Source organism: Paenibacillus sp. OSY-SE (genome assembly GCF_000283315.1).
Lineage (GTDB): Bacteria > Bacillota > Bacilli > Paenibacillales > Paenibacillaceae > Paenibacillus_B > Paenibacillus_B profundus.
This window is the reverse complement of sequence record NZ_ALKF01000197.1, coordinates 26899-45503: the sequence shown is the minus strand read 5'-3', so window position 1 is coordinate 45503 and position 18605 is coordinate 26899. Positions and strand designations below refer to the sequence as shown.

Sequence of the window (18605 nt, the reverse complement as noted above, 5' to 3'; positions counted from 1 at the left end):
TCTTATTTGACTGCGCCTGACGCAATACCTTTAATAATGTATTTTTGTGCTAACATATAAAAAATGACAACTGGGATAATTGTTAATGTTAATCCCGCCATCGCCTGATTCCATACAATGGTGAACTCTCCAAAGAAATAGAAGGTCGACAATGGAATCGTGCGCAGACCTTTGTCGGCTAATGTTAATGACGGAAGGAGGTAGTCATTCCAGAGCGAGATCACATTCAATATGGCAACCGTAATCGTAATGTTTGTCAGCATTGGAAATACGATTCGCCAAAAGACGCCGAATTTGCTGCAGCCGTCGATCGTCGCCGCCTCCTCCAAATCAATCGGAATCGATTTGATAAAGCCGTGATAAAGGAAAACGGCCATACCCGAAGCAAATCCCACGTTCATATAGATCAAGCCTTCATGCGTATTCAGCATCGGAAGATGCAGATTGGTGCGAATCCAGTCCATCACCTGCATCAAAGGCATCATCAAGGTTTGGAAAGGAATCAGCATCGTCGCAACCAACGTCATAAAGATGATTTTACTTAGCTTATTGTCGGTTCTTACGAGCATCCATGCCGTCATCGAAGCCAATACGATAACGATCAGGACAGAAACAATCGTTACATATAAAGAGTTGCCAATAGCAGTGAAGAAGTTCATCTTTTGCATAGCTTCTTTATAGAATTGAAAGCTGAAGGAAGTAGGTAATGCCAGTGCATTTTCATATAATTCCGCACGGTTTTTGAAAGAGTTGACCACCATCATATATATCGGCGACAGGAATATAACGGCAAGGACGAGAAGCAATATTTCGAGTAATAGCATGCTTGTTTTCCTCATTAATATTGCACCTCTCTCTTTTTCGTCATAACAACTTGAGTCAAGGTGAATACAGCTACCACGAGAAAGAATATAACGGCCTTAGCTTGACCCAGCCCGTAATTGCCATAGGCGAATATTTCATTGTAAATATTCATTGCAAACATTTCTGTAGCGTTATTAGGTCCCCCTCTAGTCATAGACAAGTTGACGTCGTAAATTTTGAATGCACCAGATAGCGTCAAAAAGAGACAAATGGTGAAAGCAGGCATAAGCAGCGGTAAGGTAATCTTGGTCAATCTATGCCACACATTCGCTCCATCCACCTTGGCCGCTTCAACAAGCTCGTCTGGAATCCCTTGGAGGCCAGCAATATATATAATCATCGTATATCCAGCCACCTGCCAAGTAAAGACGATTACGATTGCATATAAGGCATACTGAGGATCAAGCAGCCAGTTGAAGAATATGCCGTCAAACCCTGTTGATTGCCCTAAATAACCAAACACATCGGTAAAAATAAATTGCCATATATATCCAAGTATTAAGCCGCCGATAAGGTTAGGCATAAAGAACAACGTTCTCGCCACATTTCTTACACGCAGCTTAGTAGTCACGAACAGCGAAAAGGCAAGTCCCAGCACATTGACGGATATCACGGCCAGCACGGTAAATTTTACGGTGTGCCATGCGGATGAGAGAAATCGTTCGTCTTTAAACAACTGAATAAAGTTGTCAAGACCAACAAACACTTTCGGATTAGCAGGAATGCCATCCCATTTCACGAAGGAATATGCAATACCGAATATAAACGGCATGATGACAACCGTTGTGAAGATAAAGAGCAAGGGGAACGTAAATAATACGAACCAAAGCTTATCCTTTCTCTTCTTCATACCCATCCCCTTCTTTCCAGTAAGGTTCATGTAACCACAATAAACCTTTAATTTCACCTGAAAACGATTACGTTCAAGAGAAAAACAAAAAGCCTAGCGCTCTAATGCATGCAACCTCAAAGGTTAGGCTTTTGTTTTTTTACTTAGAAAGATATATTTTATTTTGACGCTTTTGCCCACACTTCGTCGAGCTTCTGCAGGAACTGTTCACCCGTCATGTCCTTGCTCAGGAAGTACTCTTGTGCAGCAGGAGCCAAATCGTTCATAATGATGCCAGCTGGGAAATAGTTGTTAGCTGTTGGAAGTGTTTTGCCGCTCTTTGTTGCTTCATACACCGCTTCAGACAATGGGTCGAGATCACCTGCTTCGATATTTGTCATCGCCGGAATGAATTGGAAGTCGTTAACAATTGTGCTTTTACCTGTTTCACTGTTGAACAGCCAGTCTAGGAAGGCATTAGCCGCTTTGATTTCATCTGCATCCGCTGTTCCATTAATCACCCAGTTGCTTGCTACACCGACTGTGAGCTTATCGTTGCCTGCCAACGGGAACGGCATCAGGCCGATTTTCGAACCAAAATCCCCGTAATCCTTCAGCATGGAGTAGCTCCAGTTTCCTTGATGAACCATCGCTGTTTTGCCTGTAGCAAAATCCCCCATCTGGGTATCATATTTGATTTCCAGCGGATTTTTCACATACGATTTGATGGCATCCATAAATTTCGCGAACTCCTGGAACTCTTTTGTCTCCGACATCTTCACTTCGCCGTTGTTCAATTTCTCAATATAGTCTTGATAATCTGGCTGTAATGCAAAAGGAGTATTGATAATATGTCCAATTAAGAAGTACCCCTCTTGTGATAGAGCAAGACCATTTATACCTTCAGCTTTGAACTTCTCAAGTGTCTTGCTGAAAGAGTCAAGGTCTTTCACTTCTGATGGATCAACCATCTCCTTGCTATAGACCAAGCCATATCCCTCTACACCGTAAGGAACGCCTACAATTTTCCCATTGATCTCCAGCGCCATATTAGGAGCAATGTTCTTCACATATTCCTCATTGCTCATATCATAAAAGTAGGATTTAAACTTTTCTGCTTCCGTACCCGTTCCGATGCTGAAAATAGATGGTCCTTGATTGCTGGTAAGCTTCATTTGCAATTGAGTCCCGTAGTTGTCTCCAGCAGCTCCCCATACTTCAGCTTCATTACCGGTTTCCTCCGTATATTTCTTCACTACATTTTCCAACTTCTCCGTGATTTCAACCTTCGATTGGAAGATAGTAATTTTCTTTAATTTTTCTTGACCTGCTGAATCGGTAGAAGAACTGGAACTGCTGCTTTCAGAACTGCCACAGCCGATCAAGGTTGCGATCAGAGCCATCACGGTCAATAGACTTAGCACATGTTTACCTTTTTTACCTTTTCTCAATTTTCACGCCTCCCCAATAAGAATATTCATTTATGTAGTAAAGCGCTTTCAAAGCTATCTTATTGGGTTTTTATTCACATGTCAACAAAAAATGAATACGTTTTCATAAATTATTGATAAAAAACATCATAAAATTTCACTTGTTTTTTAATAAAAATCCGTATTTTTTTACTTGCTTCACGGATTTTCTCCACTGAATAGTTGCGCTTAGCTTAACTGGTTCCCTGCACGTTGCACCCTTTATCATGGCCAACAGCTCTTTGGCCGCCAGATACCCGCTTTCATAGCGAGGGATCGAAATGGTGGTTAATCCCGCCATTACCGCTGCATCCGAATTGTCGAACCCTGTAACCGAAATATCTTCCGGCACTCTGATTTTGTTTTCCTCAAATGCTTTAATCGCCCCAATGGCCATATTATCATTCGCACACACCAGCACCTCAGGCATCACATTGCTTAAGATTATAATCTTGGCTGCCTGATAGCCGCTGTTCTCACTATAATCACCGTGGAAATAGTTCCTTCTGTCAAATGTTATGTCATTCTTTGCCAAGGTATCCACAAAGCCGGCAAAGCGTTCTTTATGATCCAAGGTAAATTCCACACCGCCAATGAATCCAAACTGTTTATATCCATTGTCAACCAAAGCCTGTACCATCTCACACATTACGGGATAGTTATCAACGATTACGCTTTTGGTATTGGCGTATTCTTCTTCAATCATTCTGTCCATCAGGACAATAGGAAACTGAGGCGTTGCAAAAGAAATTAAATCATCATCGGTCATATTGCGATCTAAGCTGATGATTCCGCTCGCAATATTGCTTCGTATCAAATTAGCGCTGGACTTATTCGTGCATATTACTAAATCATATCCATTTTCTGAAAGACAATGGTTAATCCCTTTTATGATTTGCAAATAGTAGTCACGGTCAAAGTCACTGAATATAAACATGATCGTATTGCTTTTACTTGCTTTGTTCGATGAATTTGGATAGTACCCCTTTTCACTGCAAATCTTCAAAACTCGTTCCCTTGTCGCTTGTCCTACATTTTTGCGACCGTTTAGTACATTGGACACGGTTGAAACCGAGACATCTGCGAGCTTAGCTATTTCCTTTAACCCACTGATCATGTCGATCCTCCTTCAGTGATGGATATAATCTTAATATAGCATGAAAAATAAAAAGTCTATATTATATCCGTACGTGATTGTTGGAAATGGGGTCAGGACAATGTTAATTAACTAGATTGAACGACGTGGCTCATATGGTCATAGGTATCGTTGCAATCAGTGATGGTGCTCACGTTGAAGTTGTCCCAAGACAGGCGTTCAATTTCTGAATGACCAGCAAATCCCGCAAAAAAAACCGGAGGAACAGTCTGTTCCATCCGGTCTATTCTGAAAGACGATCGATCTATTTACTTTTTAGTCCGTTGTAGATAACATCAGCATTCCATTCAACCATCTTAATGTATGTGTCCCCATCTTCGCCTGGTTTGCCAAGCGAGTCCGTGAATATCGTGCCGGCAATCGAAACGCCCGTTTCTGCAGAAACGGTCTCCATACTTCTCGAGTCGACGCTCGTCTCGACGAACAACGCTTTGACATCATGACTGCGAATGATTTCAATGATCGACTTTAATTGTTCCGGAGTCCCTTCGTCGTGGGAATTGATCTCCCAAATATAGTAAGCATCGAAGCCGTAAGCGTTGGAGAAATATTTAAAGGCCCCTTCGCTGCTTACCAGAATTCGCTTTTCTTTAGGCAGTTCATTCATTTTTTGCTGCACAGAATCATGCAATTTTTTCAATTGTTCGATATAAGCATCTGCATTTTTTTCATAGGTTTCCTTATGTTCGGGATCGACTTGAATCAACGCTTTCTTTACATTTTCGGTATAGATGATTCCATTTTCTACATCCAGCCACGCGTGCGGATCTTCCTCGCCTTCGTGTCCACCCGATTTCAAGTACATCGGTTTGACTCCTTCGCTTACTTTGAAGACCGGGGCGTTTTCTCCCGTTTTCCCGGCCGTCTCAATCATTTTCTCAAACCAGCCGTCCCCCGTTTCTAGGTTCAGCCCATTATAGAATACAATATCGGCATCCGTCGTCTTCTTCACATCATCAGGCAGCGGATCGTATTGGTGGGGGTCAGATCCGATAGGTGCCAGACTATGAACGTCCAACCGGTCTCCACCTACATTCTTGACGATGTCATATATAACAGAATAAGTCGTAATAACTTGCAGCTTCTCTTTATCCTTCGATTGCGAAGCCTCGCCAGCTGCAGGCTCTTTTCCACCGCATGCGGCAAGCGCAAGCATCGAAATTGCCATAATCACAGTAATAAGTAAATTTCTTTTTTTCATCATCTTTACGCGCAGATCACTCTCTCAATTTGCTGATCTGCGCTCCCTCCTTCTCCTAATACATTATTAATAGTTGACTGCGGACTTTTGTTTCCGGCTTTTTAACGAGCGCCATACCACGCCTTGTTTCGGTGAAAACATGAATGCCGTAATAAACAGAACCGTTGCGACCAGGACGATCGTTGCTCCAGAAGCCAAGTTGTACCGGAAGCTGATGTACAGTCCAAGTACTGCGGATAGCGCGCCACAGCCTGCAGCGATAAACAACATTTTCCACAGCCGGTCCGATAATAAATAAGCAGTGGACGCCGGTGTTATCAGCATGGCCACAACGAGCACAATCCCGACCGTTTGCAATGAAGCTACCGTCACCATGGTCAGCAGCGTCATTAAGAAATAATGAATCAGCTTGTTGGGCAGGCCATATGATTGGGACATTGTCGGGTCAAAGGAACTGACGAGCAGTTCTTTATAAAAAATATATACAGCTGCCAACACAAGAATTCCGATGCCAAAAGTCATCCACATATCCGAAGGCCTTACGGCCAGCACATTGCCGAACAAAATGTCGTATAAGTCAGTGCTGCTCTTGAGAATTGTTATCAATATAATACCTAAAGCAAACGCCGACGTGAACATAATGCCAATGGAAGAGTCATTCTTGATTTTACTGTTCTGACTAATATAGCCGATACCAATCGCTGTCAAGATGCCGGTCAGCACCGCGCCGAAAAAAAAGTTGACGCCAAAAAGGTACGATAAAGCGACGCCGGGAAGAACGGCATGAGAAATGGCATCCCCCATGAGCGCCATGCCTCGCAAAATAATAAAGCAACCGATGACGCCACAGATGACGCCGACCATAATCGATGTGACTAGCGCCTTTTGTAAGAAGCCATACTGCATAACTGCCTCGAAGAAATTCACGCGCCCGTCACCACCATATCTTTTAAAAATGAAAGCTGTCCTCCGTAAGCCTGAGCGATCATCTTCGGATTCATTACTTCTTCTACCGTACCGTAACGAACAAGCTCTTTATTCAACAGCACCAATTCATCAAAATACTCGTCCGACTTGCTCAAATCATGATGCACCACGAGTACGGTTTTACCGCTATCACGCAGTTCTTTCAGAATCTGAATAATGGTTTCTTCGCTTGATATATCAATCCCGACGAACGGCTCGTCGAGAAAAAAGATTTCCGTTTCCTGAGCAAGCGCCCGAGCCAAGAAAACACGCTGCTGCTGTCCGCCGGAGAGCTCACCAATTTGCCGCTCTGCAAAAGGTTCCATCCCGACTTTCTCTAAGCACTCATGAGCCCACATCCTTTCCCTTTTCTTCGGCCGATGGAAGACTCCAAGCTTAGGATAAGTGCCCAGCAGCACCGTTTCCAATACCGAAATTGGGAAGTCCCAATCAATATTGCTTCGCTGCGGCACATAAGCAATCTGCTTGCGAACCTGTTCCACTTCTTTGCCTAAAATCGTTACTTCTCCTTTGTCGCGCGGAATCAATTTCAATAATGATTTTAAAAGAGTAGATTTTCCCGCTCCATTCGGTCCGATAATGCCGACAAGGCTCTGCTTCTCAATAGAAAAGCTAATATCTCTTAACGCTTCATTGCCGTAGTAAGACACATAAAGATCATTCACTGTTAAAGCACAAGTCATGTCTGTTTCTCCTTCCTCCTAATCCGTTACTCACATTTTACCTAAGGAAAATATTTTTATCAAGATAAATTTTGTTGCATGAGGGAAAAATAAAATGAAGAGCTGAACTTTTTCAGCACAAAACAAGCTGACTCCTGTTGAGTACAGGAAATCAGCTTGCAAATTTTTGTTAGCTATAAAGAAAGTGGATGGTTGAATCTATTTCTTGATGCTGCCCGGTGTTACCCCCCAATATCTGCGGAACATTTTAGTGAAGTAGCTGATATCCCGGTATCCTATCATAGAGGCCGCATCATACACTCTAGCCCCGTTCATCAAAGCGGCCTTCGCCCGCTCCATCTTCCGTTCTAGCACATACGAGGTAAAGGACATGCCTGTTTCTTGCTTGAATAAACGGCTTAAATAAGAAGCGTTCACGTAAAAGCGATCGGCAAGTGTATGCAAGGTGAATTCTTGTTCCACTTTCGTCTCCAACAGCTCCAAAATGGCTTCTACGGTTTTGTGAGTCACTTTTCTGTCGTGACAATGAGAGTAGGACACAATGCTTTTCACGGCGCTGCGCAAAACATCATACATGCGGTCCGGGATTGTGAGCGATTGCAAATTATAAAGATAAGCAAAATCCGTGCCGGTGACTTCTTGAATGGACCATCCGCGTTTACGTATAAAAAGCGCTAGCACACCCGTAATATATAACATTTGCTCCATGATTGACTCGTAGGAAGCAGAGTTGCTCTTCGAAGCCTCCCACATATTTGTAATGATATGTATGGCAAGCTCTTCGTCTGCTGTTTCCAAGGCCATCTCGAGCTGCTTGTCATCATGTGCATGATGAGTATGAAGCATGCCATCGATCTGATGCGGCTCGTGATAAGGGATTGCGATTCCTCCGCCGTAGACTGCGCGATTTTGCAGCGCTTTTTTCGCTTGAACATATAACGGATGCAATTCATGGAGCCTGCCAGCATCCCCGCTGATTCCTGCACTTACAGATATATCGAGGCATTGTTTGATATTTCTAAGCAGCTTTTCCATCGTGGTGTGAATGCCAAACAACTCTTGGCGCACATCTTCCTTACCCGGGATCTTTCCTATGACAATGGTCGAGCCGTTCTCGTCCTTACATAGATAATAATCGGAGTCAGACAGTAATTCACGAATCAAATGGATTAGCTTGTTCGAATCCAAGCTGCCTTCAGCAATTCGGCTAGCATGTTCGTCTACATCTATAATGATTAGAGCATAGCTGGAATGTAAGTCCATCTCTAGCTTTAACGACTTTCTGTAATGTTCAATCTCTTCAAGCCGATAATGTCCATGCACCAAGTTCTTATAAAAATGTTGATGAAGGATAGGCAGGTAATGTGTCCATTGCTCCTGAAGCATGACACGGTTGCTCCGTTCGATGAACTCGGCATGTATGCATTGTGCCGCGTCACGCACGGACTGAAGGATGAGGCTTTCGCCGGCTGGCTTGAGCAAATATTTATATACTCCTAGTTCGATCGCCGCCTGAGCATATTTAAAATTATCATGACCGCTCAAAATAATGATCTTGATATGCGGATGTTCACGGGTAACTTCGCGCGCCAAGGTGAGTCCATCCATTTCAGGCATTTGGATATCCATCAGCAAGATGTCTGGTTGCTTTTGCTTAATTTGGATTAAAGCCTCCGTTCCATTACACGCCGTTCCCACCATTTCAATAGCATGCTTGTCCCAGGGCATATGTGATAAATTTTCCAGCAATCTGGTTTCGTCTTCCGCAATAAGAAGATTCACATCGCTCTCCCCTTATTCAATTGTTTTGGTTTGTGCAATTCTCAATAGGCAATAGAAGCGTCACCGTTGTTCCGACGCCCAATTCACTTTTGAATATAACCTCCGCAAGATTGCCATAGAACATCTTGACCCGGGAGAAGACGTTGCTTAAGCAATATAATCCTTTATCTGTCGTTTCCAAAAAAGACAGGGGCGCTGTTTTGCTGGCGATTTCGCTCAGGACTTGATGAATAGATTGAATTCGTTCTTCGCTTATGCCTGCTCCGTTATCATGTACAGAAAGAATTAACTTCCCTGACTCAATAAAACTCGAAATGGTTAACACTCCCCCGCGTCGTTTTTGTTCCAGCCCATGAATAACCGCATTTTCCACTAACGGTTGCAAGAGCAGCTTGAGCACGGGAATTGATTTGGATTCTTCCTGTACCTTATATATAACTTGGAAGCTGTTCAAGAACCTAATCTGCTGGATACGAATGTAGTAATCCAGATGTGTCATCGTTTCATCTACCGTGAATGTATCCTGACCTTTATGAAGACTTAGCCGGAAGAAGTGGGATAGATTCAATACCATCTCGCTTATCTCCTCCGCTTCATAGTTTTGGGCCGTCCAATATATAGAATCCAATGTATTGTATAAGAAATGCGGGTTAATCTGAGATTGAAGAAAGGTAAGCTCCGTTCGCGCTATACGAAGCTGCTGTTCATAGTGATCTTGAATCAGATGTTTTTGATGTTTGACCATTTGATTATATCCGTTCATGAGATACCCGAATTCGTCTTTTCTTCCGGTGTCCAACTGAATGTTGTAATTTCCTCCGATTAGTCCTTTCATTGCGTCTCTTAATTTTCTTAAAGGCGATGCGATACGGTTATAAATTCCCCACGAGATAAATAAGGACAGAATAAAGCTGCTCGCTATGATTAAGTAAGTATATTGACGCATCGTCTTCGTTTCCGCATAAATCTCATCAAACGGTAGAAAGATCTCAAGGGTCCAATCATACGAGGAAGATTCTACACTCACCCCCAGCCTGTCAGCCTCCTTAATCGACTCTCCTTGATTACGGTCAGAGACGGATAGGACTGTATGACCGTCCCTGTTCCGCAACACAACGCTGGTGTGATTGGATGCCAATAAAGGTTTCAGAATTGCTGTGAGTTTGTTTTTATTCAAAGTCACAATCAACAAGTTTTGTTTCCTCTCGCTGTTGTACAGTCCCAAGGTCCGTATCAGCGAGAGCGTATCGCTGCCAATCAGATCACCGAATGATTGCTTTTTCCCTATTTTTTGCTCAGGCATCATTAACGCAGTCCCATCATCTAAATCAGTTGCCAAGCCTGCAAGCCATTTCCGTTCTTCTGCTCCCCCGATGCGACGTCCCCCGAACTTCGTGGATAGCATCGTATGGGTCCCTGCATGATAAATGGATATTTGGGAGACCATCTGGCTGACCGCTGTAACGTTCCATAGCTCCTCAAGCAATTCACTATACTGTACGATGGTTTGCGGAGACAATTCATTTTCGTTTACTTCCAATCTTTCGAGTATCTTTTTATTCGTTGCGATCAGGTTGGTTAGCACTTCACTATTTTGCAAGGTCAATTCAAGATTATTCATTACGGACTCCAGCTTTTGCCGAGTCTGCTCCGTGGCTTGTTTCACAATAATTTGATTCGCCCGGTTGTTCACGTATAAGCTGACGATAACTAAAGGAAGAAGCACGATGAAGAAATAGGTGGTTAGGCGAATATGCGAGCTTTGCAGGAACTTATTGTATGAGCGTATGAACAATTTCATTGTTCGCCCTCATGTGGATGGGCTTTGTACCATTCATTCACTTCTTTTGTAACCTGGCTCCCTCCATTTTGTTTCCATTGCTGCGCATAGGCATCAAACGATTCTATAGGAGCTACACCGAGTACGATTTTTACAAACAATTCTCGTGGCCCGGTAAGTTCACCCCATTTTTTCAGCATCGTAGGCGTAGGCGAACCCAAAAATGCGTCGTGTATGGCATGCCTTTCAACCCTTTGGATGTTGTCATACAAACGATACTGCTTCCCATAGGAGTCTACGCGGGATCGAAGCATCTTCCGATCGTCCACATTCACTAACGCAGAATAGATCCCTCTATATAAATGCTTATCATGCTCGGCAAAATCACTGATGATTTCTCCGTCTTTTCGCTTCCAGACCTGCTGCTCGAATCCAAAGACTAAGGATGTCAGTCCCTTGCCTGCGATAAAATTCAAAAAGCGAATCACATTACCGGCATGAAGGCTTTCCTTGGGAACCACCTGAAATCCGTAAATAGTTTTCCCATTAACTCCCTGATCGCCGTTTTTTCCAATTGGATTTTCCAGAGGAATCCATTTGGCTTTTGGGTCTTTTTTCATATTTTGGGCTATCGCGCCGCGCGTATCATACCAAGCGGCGGAGAACAGGCCGACTTTCCCCTCTACGATTTTCTCTAACATGGCCTGTCTATTTGTGTGGAGCGGGAAATCTGGATCGATCCATTTCTGTTTATATAATTCCGCCAAAAAGGATAACGCTTCTTTCGTTTCCGGCAATATGTCCGCATAGACGAGCTCTCCGCGACGCTCGGTCCATTGATTCAATTGAACTCCATGTGCGCCAAAGAAAGGAGAAGAATGCTCAAGATTTGCCATCATCGTAAAGCCAAAGGTGTCGTTCTTGCCGTTGCCATCCGGATCGCGCTCTGTAAACGCTTGAATCACCTTCTTGTAATCTTCAAGCGTTACTGGCTGCGGCAGCTTCAAATTGTCCAACCAGTCTTTTCGGATGTACATAAGTTCGTTTCCATGAACTAAATTAACACTCGGGATCGCATAAATATGTCCGTCGATTGTTACTTGATCCCATACCTCTTTAGGTATGACGCGCTTTAAGTCCGATCCATATTTTTCAATCCAACCCTCAAGCGGCATTAACTTATTCTGATCGACATAGCGAAAGAACTGAATTTTAGAATAAATACTGAGCATATCTGGGAGGTTCGTATCAGAAGAGAGGATATTGTGTACCGTATTTTCATAACTTGTTATGGGTGGTATGTACACGTCTACATTTAAACCGTTCTGTTTTTCTATGTAGGTCAAGTAAGGATTATGATTTTCGTCCAAGCCGTCCGGAAAAGGAAAACTCAAATCATTGATAACGATGGAAATCGTATTCTTCTCTTGTGAACTCGCTTCTTTGGAATTTCCGGTAATGTTGGAGGCAGTCTCAGGAACCAACAAGAAACTCAAGAACATAAAAGCAAGAATGTAAATAACAAAGAATAGGGTATTTAAGATTTTACTGATCCATAACATAGTAAGGATCGCCCTTTCAATTTTTATGTTCCCTCCGACACCCATTCGACATGTGTAATACAGATATAAATGAGCGTGTTAGACGTAAAAATGACACATATTGGCGAGAGGCTCCCCGACTTGATTCGATACCAGATGACATCTCAAAGTATAATATACGTTCTCAATCGCTTACAATACTATTTAATCATTTTGTTGAAATATAGGGTATTATAGTCTTTTTTTCAATTCTATATATTTCTAGATTAATCCGTCCCCTAGGCTAGGATAGTCGTTATAGTCCTCTAGTAAAAGTATAGTTAGTTAAGAGGCAGTAGAGAGGCATGGTACTATGGCAAGATACAGCGAAGAATTTAAATACTCAATCGTAAGAAGAATGATGCCACCCCAGAATGAGTCCGTAAATACAATAGCTAGAGAAACAGGATTATCAGAGGCAACCTTATATCAATGGAAAAAGAAAGCAAGGGTCAAGGGAATAACGGTTCCAGGAGGTGAGCCTGAAGCAGACCGTTGGAGTACACAGGATAAGTTTTCGATTGTGGTCGAGACCGCTACACTTAATGAAATCGAATTGGCAGAATACTGTCGTAGTAAAGGTCTTTATGTAGAACAAGTACAGGCTTGGCGTGATGCTTGCATACAGGCCAATGGTGGTATTGCATAGCAAGCCACTCAAATGCAGACGAGTAACGCCAGAAAGACCGTAAAATCAAACAACTGAGTCAAGAGCTTCGGAGGAAGGATTCTGCCCTAGCTGAAACGGCAGCTTTGCTTGTACTCAGAAAAAAGGCCGATGCGATTTTTGGAGGACAACGAGGACGAATGATCAAGGGCCCCGATCGCAAGAAAGCTATTCTATTGATCAAAGAAGCCGTCACGAGTGGATCCAGAGAGCCGCTAGCTGTAGAGAGATAGGGATTAGATTAGTCAGCGGACACTACAACGCTGGAGAAGTGACCTCACACCGCTAGAAGATCAACGTCCATTGGCAGAGCGACCAACCCCAAAAGCAAGCTGAGCAAAAGGGACTTTGGAAGATGAAGTATGGCTGAAACCCTGAACGAGTCAGTAAGACACTAACCGAAAATATACAACCTTCTTAGTCTAGCTTGACAAACACCGTTTCCATGCAGCAGATCAGTGTAAGCAACAAAATAGAGAACCCCATTAGAGATGATCTGCTGCATTCAATCCATGATGGAATTAAAATCGCAGTATAGGATTAATATGCATCTTTCCCACCATTATTGCAAAAGGTGGTACAAGTTCCTTTGCCATCTTTAGACATTGCTGCATAACTGAACGGCTCAAAAAATACAACGCTAAAAAGCGTGATTAAAGCCATTACAAATATAATCGCTTCTTCACTTAGCTCTAGCTAATCAACTTTCTCTAAATGATCTATTATCTCTCTTAAGAGTTCAGGGTAAATATCCATACTTATGCAGTTAAGATGCTAAATGGTAGAGCGGATATTCTGACTGTGCAAGAGTTGTTAGCCCATGCTTCTCCTGAAATGACCTTGCGGTAAGAATAAGGATGTACTCATCGAAACGTAAATATGCAAAATCAAAGTCGCACTTCATTGAGCTAACGAGCAGTTTAACGCAATAGCGACTGAGATGTTTGTATTGACGCCTCAATTATACGATAATAGAATTGCAAATTAAAATAGAATTGAGTTGATAAGATGATTTTCAATAAAATGGTGCCTGAGTTATCTGTGAGTAATATAAATATATCGAAAAAATTCTATAATGATATACTTGGTTTTAAAGTGGAATATGAAAGAGAAGAAGATAAATTTGCTTTTATTTCACTTGATAGCGCTCAATTTATGTTAGATGAAGGTGTTACTGGAAGCTGGAGTACAGGAATGACGGAATATCCATTTGGTAGAGGAATTAATTTTCAATTTTTTGTAAAAGATATAGAGAAAATTATATTAAATTTAAGTGATAATAATATAAAATTATTTAAAGAACCTTTTGTTAGTCAATATAGAATAAATTTAGAAACTCAAGTATTTAAAGAAATATTGGTACAAGACCCAGATGGATATTTATTACGATTTTCGGAGTTGCAACAAAATTAGTTTATACTTTAAATTTATAAAATGTAAATTAAGGGAAGTCCAAAATGACTTCCCTTAAAATTATCATATAATCAACACTATTTTAAAGCATAGCCTAAAGTTAAATCCATTGTACCAATATATGGTGAAATGGATGAGTTGCTGAGGTAATCTCTGAATTTAGCGAATAAAATTACCATTGCAAGATATTGTTAATCCCGATTTTCATTTTACTCTTCTCAATGTATCCGGATTGGCTAATCTACGAATCTGTTATCATACAGCACGTAGATTCCTATGGAATATATTATGCTTCATCAGTATTTATACTTGCCTCAGCCACAGAGAAAAATTAGATGGACATATTGCAAGAAAATACAATCAGATAACGAACCTTGGAAAGCTGTTGGATCCATTAGCGGATAAATTGCTCATTTCAGCAGCGTTGAACTTAATGGTAAGCCAGCAGTTAACTTATGCATTAGAATAAATTGTCGGCGAACCGTGATAGCATTGCGGCTGCTTCTTGCTTCAGCATCGGCTGTTTCGAGTTATAATTGAACGTTCCGTCATTACCTTCGACAACTTCAGGCCCATATAATTGTTTTGCGATTACGAAGCGAACGCCTTCCAGCGCCCAAGCATCGGTGTGCTCGCTAAGCGCGGCTTTCTTCGGCGCGGCGCCTAAGTGATTGAATGCCATACGCCATATAATAGTTGCCGCTTCCTGCCGCGTCAACAGTTGACGTGGATGAAATTTATCACTCGCGGGGGCTTGAATTAATCCAAGCTCATAAGCTGCTTGTATTTCCTTGGCGTAAGCACTGTCAGAAATGTCATTGAAAACCGATTTATTCTTAGATGGTGCTACCCCAGCCCACCGGATAAACCATCCGATAAACTGTTCCCGCGTAATTGCTTGTTCAGGCTCAAAGCGGTTGTCGCCGCTGCCCTCATCGATGACCTTCAATTGGCGCATGTGATAGATCGATGGAGCATAAGGATGGTTTATACTAACATCCTGATAATGCTGCGGCTTCGGCATTCTTTCGGTCCAGCTATCTGACTTCAGATCATAATAAAATGCCTGCACATCGCCGCTGCCATTCAGTTTGAAAGCAGCTCTTGCGCCTTGATCATCTTGAAAGAGCAGTGGTTCAATTTCATACAGTACGTGTTCTCCAAGCGGATCTTTCACGATAAGCTTGCCGTCCTCTGAACGAATGTGAGAGGTCCACATCCGATTCCGCAAATCGCTGTATGTGCCTTCGAGGTTTGCCAAGGAGTGTTTCGAGCGCTCAAGAGTAGCTTGTGATCCGTCTTTACTCGGGTAATAATGATTCATAAATGCTTCCAACAATTGCTTGCGAAACTCAATATCTTTATTTACGGTAACGAAAAAGCCGACTTTTTCATCAGGAATCAACCACATGTTGCTATGATACCCCGCCATGTCCCCAGCTTTCTCAATCATATAATGTCCGTTGTAGTGCTGCTGATTGGCGTATTCGAAGCCATAGGCCATGTTCGGCAGCTTCTCATGTACGGCTAGCTGAGGCTTATGCATTTCCGCCGCCGTTTCTTTTTTTAGGATCGTTGCGTCTCCCAGCTTACCGCCGCCCAGATGGGCCATCATGAATTTTGCCATATCAGAACCTGTAGAGAGCATTCCACCGCCCGGAAGCTCTGTTGGAACAGTTGCGTACGTGGAAATAGCTTCGCCCATCAGGTTATAAGGCACAGCGAGCTCTTTCGTTATTTCCGGGGTTAAACGAAAATCACTGCTTACCATACCTAGAGGTTTAAAAATATGATCCTGTACATATGTGCCGAATGGCTTTCCAGTCACTTGCTCCATGACATAACCTTGAATCGTAAATCCTAAGTTATCATATCTGTAATACTCGCCAGGCTTGCGGATCACCGTAGGCGTATTGTCCGACACGTATTGCTTTATGGATACTTCCCGAGATAAGTCGCCTGTTTCTAATTCTGATCCATCCCCATATTCAAATCCAGTTGAATTTGTCAATAAATGTTTCATGGTTAGGGGAGAGTCCATCCGATTCGGGATTCGAACGTCCCCCAAGTAAGCTGATAGATCTTTGTTTAAATCGATTTTTCCTTGCTCCGCTAATTGCATCACGGCTGTGGCGGTGATCACCTTGGAAATGGAGGCGACACGGAACACCGTTCGATTTGGATCGACTGGCCGCTTCTTTTCAACATCCGCATAGCCGTAACCTTTATTTAATAGCACCTTGTCGCCTTTGACGACGACAAACGCAACGCCAGCCATACTGTCCTTAATATCAGGACGGTTAAAAAATTCATCGGCAAATTGTTCTACTTCTTTTGGATCTTGCGGACCTATCTTCACGGGCGTCGCCGATACTTTCGATAGTGAACCAGTACCGCTTAGGAAGCCAGTCACTATGGTGAAGGTCAGTGCAATGGCCGTCACACGCTTTGAAAACATGTTCATTCTCTGTTCTCTCCTCTGTATCATTTCCCTACATTATCAGAGTACATGAGCAAACTTAATCTAGATTCTATGTAATCTTAATGTAATGTGAAATTTTCGAAGAATAACAGATACTTCATAGGGCAGGGGACACTGGGAACATGAGATTCTGATTAGGCAGGATCAATATAATTGATTAGCGGGGAACTGAAAAAAATATAGCAAAAAAACGGCATCTCTGCCGTTTTGATTACATAACTGGTGGGTTCTGAGGGGTTCGAACCCTCGACCTGATGATTAAGAGTCAACTGCTCTACCAACTGAGCTAAGAACCCATATTCAATACTGGGTTCAAGGGGGATCGCTACATCCCGATTGAACGAAGCTATTATGGTGAGTGGCACCACTAAGTGATAATCTCCGTAACTGACCACTTCTTTATTCTAGACCTTTTCAGCGGATTTGTAAACTTATTTATACTGACTAATTCTTGGTGAGTTTTCCTATTTTGGAACCTCAGATGGGCACAATTTTAGGGTGTAATATACGCAGATATAAGAAAAACCCGTGTGTATCAAGGGTTTTGAATGCTTTTTATGTAGTGGGAGACCTCATCACTATCATAGACGAAATCTCCCACTATGGGGATTAAAGTACCTAATGCATGAAATTAATAGAACAAATAACCATAACTTCGATTCCTTTATTCTTGAATCATTATTTTGACATTCGTATGAGTGTACCAATCGCAGTCCAACCATTATTAGGTGAATAGTGTGCTCAGAAAACGAATGAAAGGGTATTTCTACTTTACTTGAAGGTATATAGGGAGAAACTCACGGAATAGAAAGAATAAAATTCCCAAACTCCGGCATGATCGGATGGTCAGAGCCCTGTAGGCTTTTTATCAAGCTGTTCTTCTCCTACTACATGCCCTTATTTTGAATGCTGTTTCATACATCAGTAAAAATGGTGATGGTGAAATAACAAATTATATTCCTATTTCCCGCATTTTCGCCGTAACTTTTTCCATCCTGTCGTCAATATCTGTGCCGCTGAATTTCTGAAGTCGCATTTCGCTCATGATTTTTCCGTCGCGCATAAACATTATACGCTCTGTCCGCGCCGCAATCTTTGCGTCGTGAGTTACAAGCATAACCGCAGTACCTTCCGCGTTGATTTCGGAAAAGATGTCCATGATCTCCTGCGCAGATTTTGAGTTAAGCGCGCCAGTCGGCTCGTCACCGAAAATAATTTTCGGATTGCTTATAAGTGCACGGCAAATTCCCGCACGCTGAAGCTGACCTCCCGACACCTGTGTAATGTTGCGCTTTTCAAGCTCCGCAATGCCTGTCCTTTTCATAAGTGCTCTTGCCTTCTCCGTAATTTTTGCGGCGTTTTTTCTGTTGCCGCGCATGGACGGAAGAATGATGTTGTCGAGGATATTCAGATTTTTTAGCATAGTCGGCTGCTGAAAAACAAATCCCATTTTTGTTCTGCGTATATCTGCAAGCTCATTCTCCCCGACCGCCGATAGATCCCTGCCGTCAAAAACGACCTTTCCGCCATTAACGCCATCCGTTCCGCTCAGCGCAAACATCAGCGTCGATTTTCCCGAGCCCGAAGGACCCATAATCGCAACGAACTCCCCCTCGTTTATTTCAACGGACACTCCGTCGAGAACATTGCGCTTCTCATCGCCCTCGCCGAAAGATTTTATGATATGGTCACCGATAATAATCTTCTTCATA

Annotated in this window: 14 protein-coding genes, 1 tRNA gene and 1 pseudogene; 3 read left to right on the top strand and 13 right to left on the bottom strand. The window is 42.6% G+C overall.

Going from position 1 to position 18605, the window contains the following annotated elements:
• Window positions 1-2: 2 nt before the first annotated feature.
• From A372_RS0123765 to A372_RS0123720, 10 genes are all read right to left on the bottom strand, one after another.
• Window positions 3-839: a carbohydrate ABC transporter permease gene (locus A372_RS0123765; RefSeq protein ID WP_019423415.1), complete on the bottom strand. Its 837-nt coding sequence runs from the start codon at window positions 837-839 to the stop codon at window positions 3-5.
• On the bottom strand, window positions 839-1714 hold the full coding sequence (locus A372_RS0123760; protein WP_019423414.1) for a carbohydrate ABC transporter permease: 876 nt from the start codon (window positions 1712-1714) through the stop codon (window positions 839-841). The genes A372_RS0123765 and A372_RS0123760 overlap by 1 nt, the downstream gene beginning before the upstream one ends.
• A 158-nt stretch (window positions 1715-1872) precedes the next feature.
• Complete coding sequence (locus A372_RS0123755; protein ID WP_051004537.1) at window positions 1873-3096, bottom strand: ABC transporter substrate-binding protein; 1224 nt, start codon at window positions 3094-3096, stop codon at window positions 1873-1875.
• A 184-nt stretch (window positions 3097-3280) separates the two neighbouring features.
• Entirely contained in the window at window positions 3281-4279 is a 999-nt protein-coding gene (locus tag A372_RS0123750) for a LacI family DNA-binding transcriptional regulator (protein ID WP_019423412.1), read from the bottom strand.
• A gap of 283 nt (window positions 4280-4562) precedes the next feature.
• Window positions 4563-5519, bottom strand: a complete 957-nt coding sequence (locus A372_RS0123745) for a metal ABC transporter substrate-binding protein (protein ID WP_026011259.1) — start codon at window positions 5517-5519, stop codon at window positions 4563-4565.
• Between the two features lie 66 nt (window positions 5520-5585).
• Entirely contained in the window at window positions 5586-6425 is an 840-nt protein-coding gene (locus tag A372_RS0123740) for a metal ABC transporter permease (RefSeq protein ID WP_036705185.1), read from the bottom strand.
• Window positions 6426-6442: 17 nt separating this feature from the next.
• On the bottom strand, window positions 6443-7189 hold the full coding sequence (locus A372_RS0123735; RefSeq protein WP_019423409.1) for a metal ABC transporter ATP-binding protein: 747 nt from the start codon (window positions 7187-7189) through the stop codon (window positions 6443-6445).
• Between the two features lie 198 nt (window positions 7190-7387).
• A complete protein-coding gene (locus tag A372_RS0123730; RefSeq protein ID WP_019423408.1) occupies window positions 7388-8971 on the bottom strand; it encodes a response regulator in 1584 nt (527 codons plus the stop codon).
• A gap of 16 nt (window positions 8972-8987) precedes the next feature.
• Window positions 8988-10772: a sensor histidine kinase gene (locus A372_RS0123725; protein ID WP_019423407.1), complete on the bottom strand. Its 1785-nt coding sequence runs from the start codon at window positions 10770-10772 to the stop codon at window positions 8988-8990.
• Window positions 10769-12313 carry an extracellular solute-binding protein gene (locus tag A372_RS0123720; RefSeq protein ID WP_019423406.1) on the bottom strand — a complete coding sequence of 515 codons (1545 nt, stop codon included), beginning with the start codon at window positions 12311-12313 and terminating at the stop codon, window positions 10769-10771. The genes A372_RS0123725 and A372_RS0123720 overlap by 4 nt, the downstream gene beginning before the upstream one ends.
• 331 nt (window positions 12314-12644) lie before the next feature.
• Here A372_RS0123720 and A372_RS34650 point away from each other — a divergent pair, with 331 nt between their 5' ends.
• The 3 genes and pseudogenes from A372_RS34650 to A372_RS36655 form a co-directional block, all read left to right on the top strand.
• On the top strand, window positions 12645-12980 hold the full coding sequence (locus tag A372_RS34650) for a transposase (protein WP_019423405.1): 336 nt from the start codon (window positions 12645-12647) through the stop codon (window positions 12978-12980).
• Between the two features lie 1026 nt (window positions 12981-14006).
• The gene (locus A372_RS0123710; RefSeq protein WP_019423403.1) at window positions 14007-14411 is read left to right on the top strand and encodes a bleomycin resistance protein; all 405 of its coding nucleotides are present in this window, start codon (window positions 14007-14009) and stop codon (window positions 14409-14411) included.
• Window positions 14412-14564: 153 nt separating this feature from the next.
• Window positions 14565-14859: pseudogene (locus tag A372_RS36655) on the top strand (CDP-alcohol phosphatidyltransferase family protein); the annotation flags it as partial.
• Window positions 14860-14871: 12 nt separating this feature from the next.
• Here A372_RS36655 and A372_RS0123705 read toward each other — a convergent pair.
• The 3 genes from A372_RS0123705 to A372_RS0123695 all read right to left on the bottom strand — a co-directional run bounded on the left by A372_RS0123705 (window position 14872) and on the right by A372_RS0123695 (window position 18604).
• Window positions 14872-16875, bottom strand: coding sequence for a serine hydrolase (locus A372_RS0123705; RefSeq protein WP_019423402.1), 2004 nt, complete (start codon window positions 16873-16875; stop codon window positions 14872-14874).
• Window positions 16876-17113: 238 nt separating this feature from the next.
• Window positions 17114-17189: transfer RNA gene (locus tag A372_RS0123700), tRNA-Lys, on the bottom strand.
• 656 nt (window positions 17190-17845) lie between these two features.
• Window positions 17846-18604, bottom strand: a complete 759-nt coding sequence (locus A372_RS0123695; RefSeq protein WP_019423401.1) for an ABC transporter ATP-binding protein — start codon at window positions 18602-18604, stop codon at window positions 17846-17848.
• Between the last annotated feature and the right edge of the window lies 1 nt (window position 18605).

Bases quoted from the DNA above. Each gene is read 5' to 3' on its own strand.
- A372_RS0123765 (WP_019423415.1), bottom strand. From the start codon at position 839: ATGAGGAAAACAAGCATGCTATTACTCGAAATATTGCTTCTCGTCCTT.
- A372_RS0123760 (WP_019423414.1), bottom strand. From the start codon at position 1,714: ATGAAGAAGAGAAAGGATAAGCTTTGGTTCGTATTATTTACGTTCCCC.
- A372_RS0123755 (WP_051004537.1), bottom strand. From the start codon at position 3,096: ATGGCTCTGATCGCAACCTTGATCGGCTGTGGCAGTTCTGAAAGCAGC.
- A372_RS0123750 (WP_019423412.1), bottom strand. From the start codon at position 4,279: ATGATCAGTGGGTTAAAGGAAATAGCTAAGCTCGCAGATGTCTCGGTT.
- A372_RS0123745 (WP_026011259.1), bottom strand. From the start codon at position 5,519: ATGAAAAAAAGAAATTTACTTATTACTGTGATTATGGCAATTTCGATG.
- A372_RS0123740 (WP_036705185.1), bottom strand. From the start codon at position 6,425: ATGCAGTATGGCTTCTTACAAAAGGCGCTAGTCACATCGATTATGGTC.
- A372_RS0123735 (WP_019423409.1), bottom strand. From the start codon at position 7,189: ATGACTTGTGCTTTAACAGTGAATGATCTTTATGTGTCTTACTACGGC.
- A372_RS0123725 (WP_019423407.1), bottom strand. From the start codon at position 10,772: ATGAAATTGTTCATACGCTCATACAATAAGTTCCTGCAAAGCTCGCAT.
- A372_RS0123720 (WP_019423406.1), bottom strand. From the start codon at position 12,313: ATGTTATGGATCAGTAAAATCTTAAATACCCTATTCTTTGTTATTTAC.
- A372_RS34650 (WP_019423405.1), top strand. From the start codon at position 12,645: ATGGCAAGATACAGCGAAGAATTTAAATACTCAATCGTAAGAAGAATG.
- A372_RS0123710 (WP_019423403.1), top strand. From the start codon at position 14,007: ATGATTTTCAATAAAATGGTGCCTGAGTTATCTGTGAGTAATATAAAT.
- A372_RS0123705 (WP_019423402.1), bottom strand. From the start codon at position 16,875: ATGAACATGTTTTCAAAGCGTGTGACGGCCATTGCACTGACCTTCACC.
- A372_RS0123695 (WP_019423401.1), bottom strand. From the start codon at position 18,604: ATGAAGAAGATTATTATCGGTGACCATATCATAAAATCTTTCGGCGAG.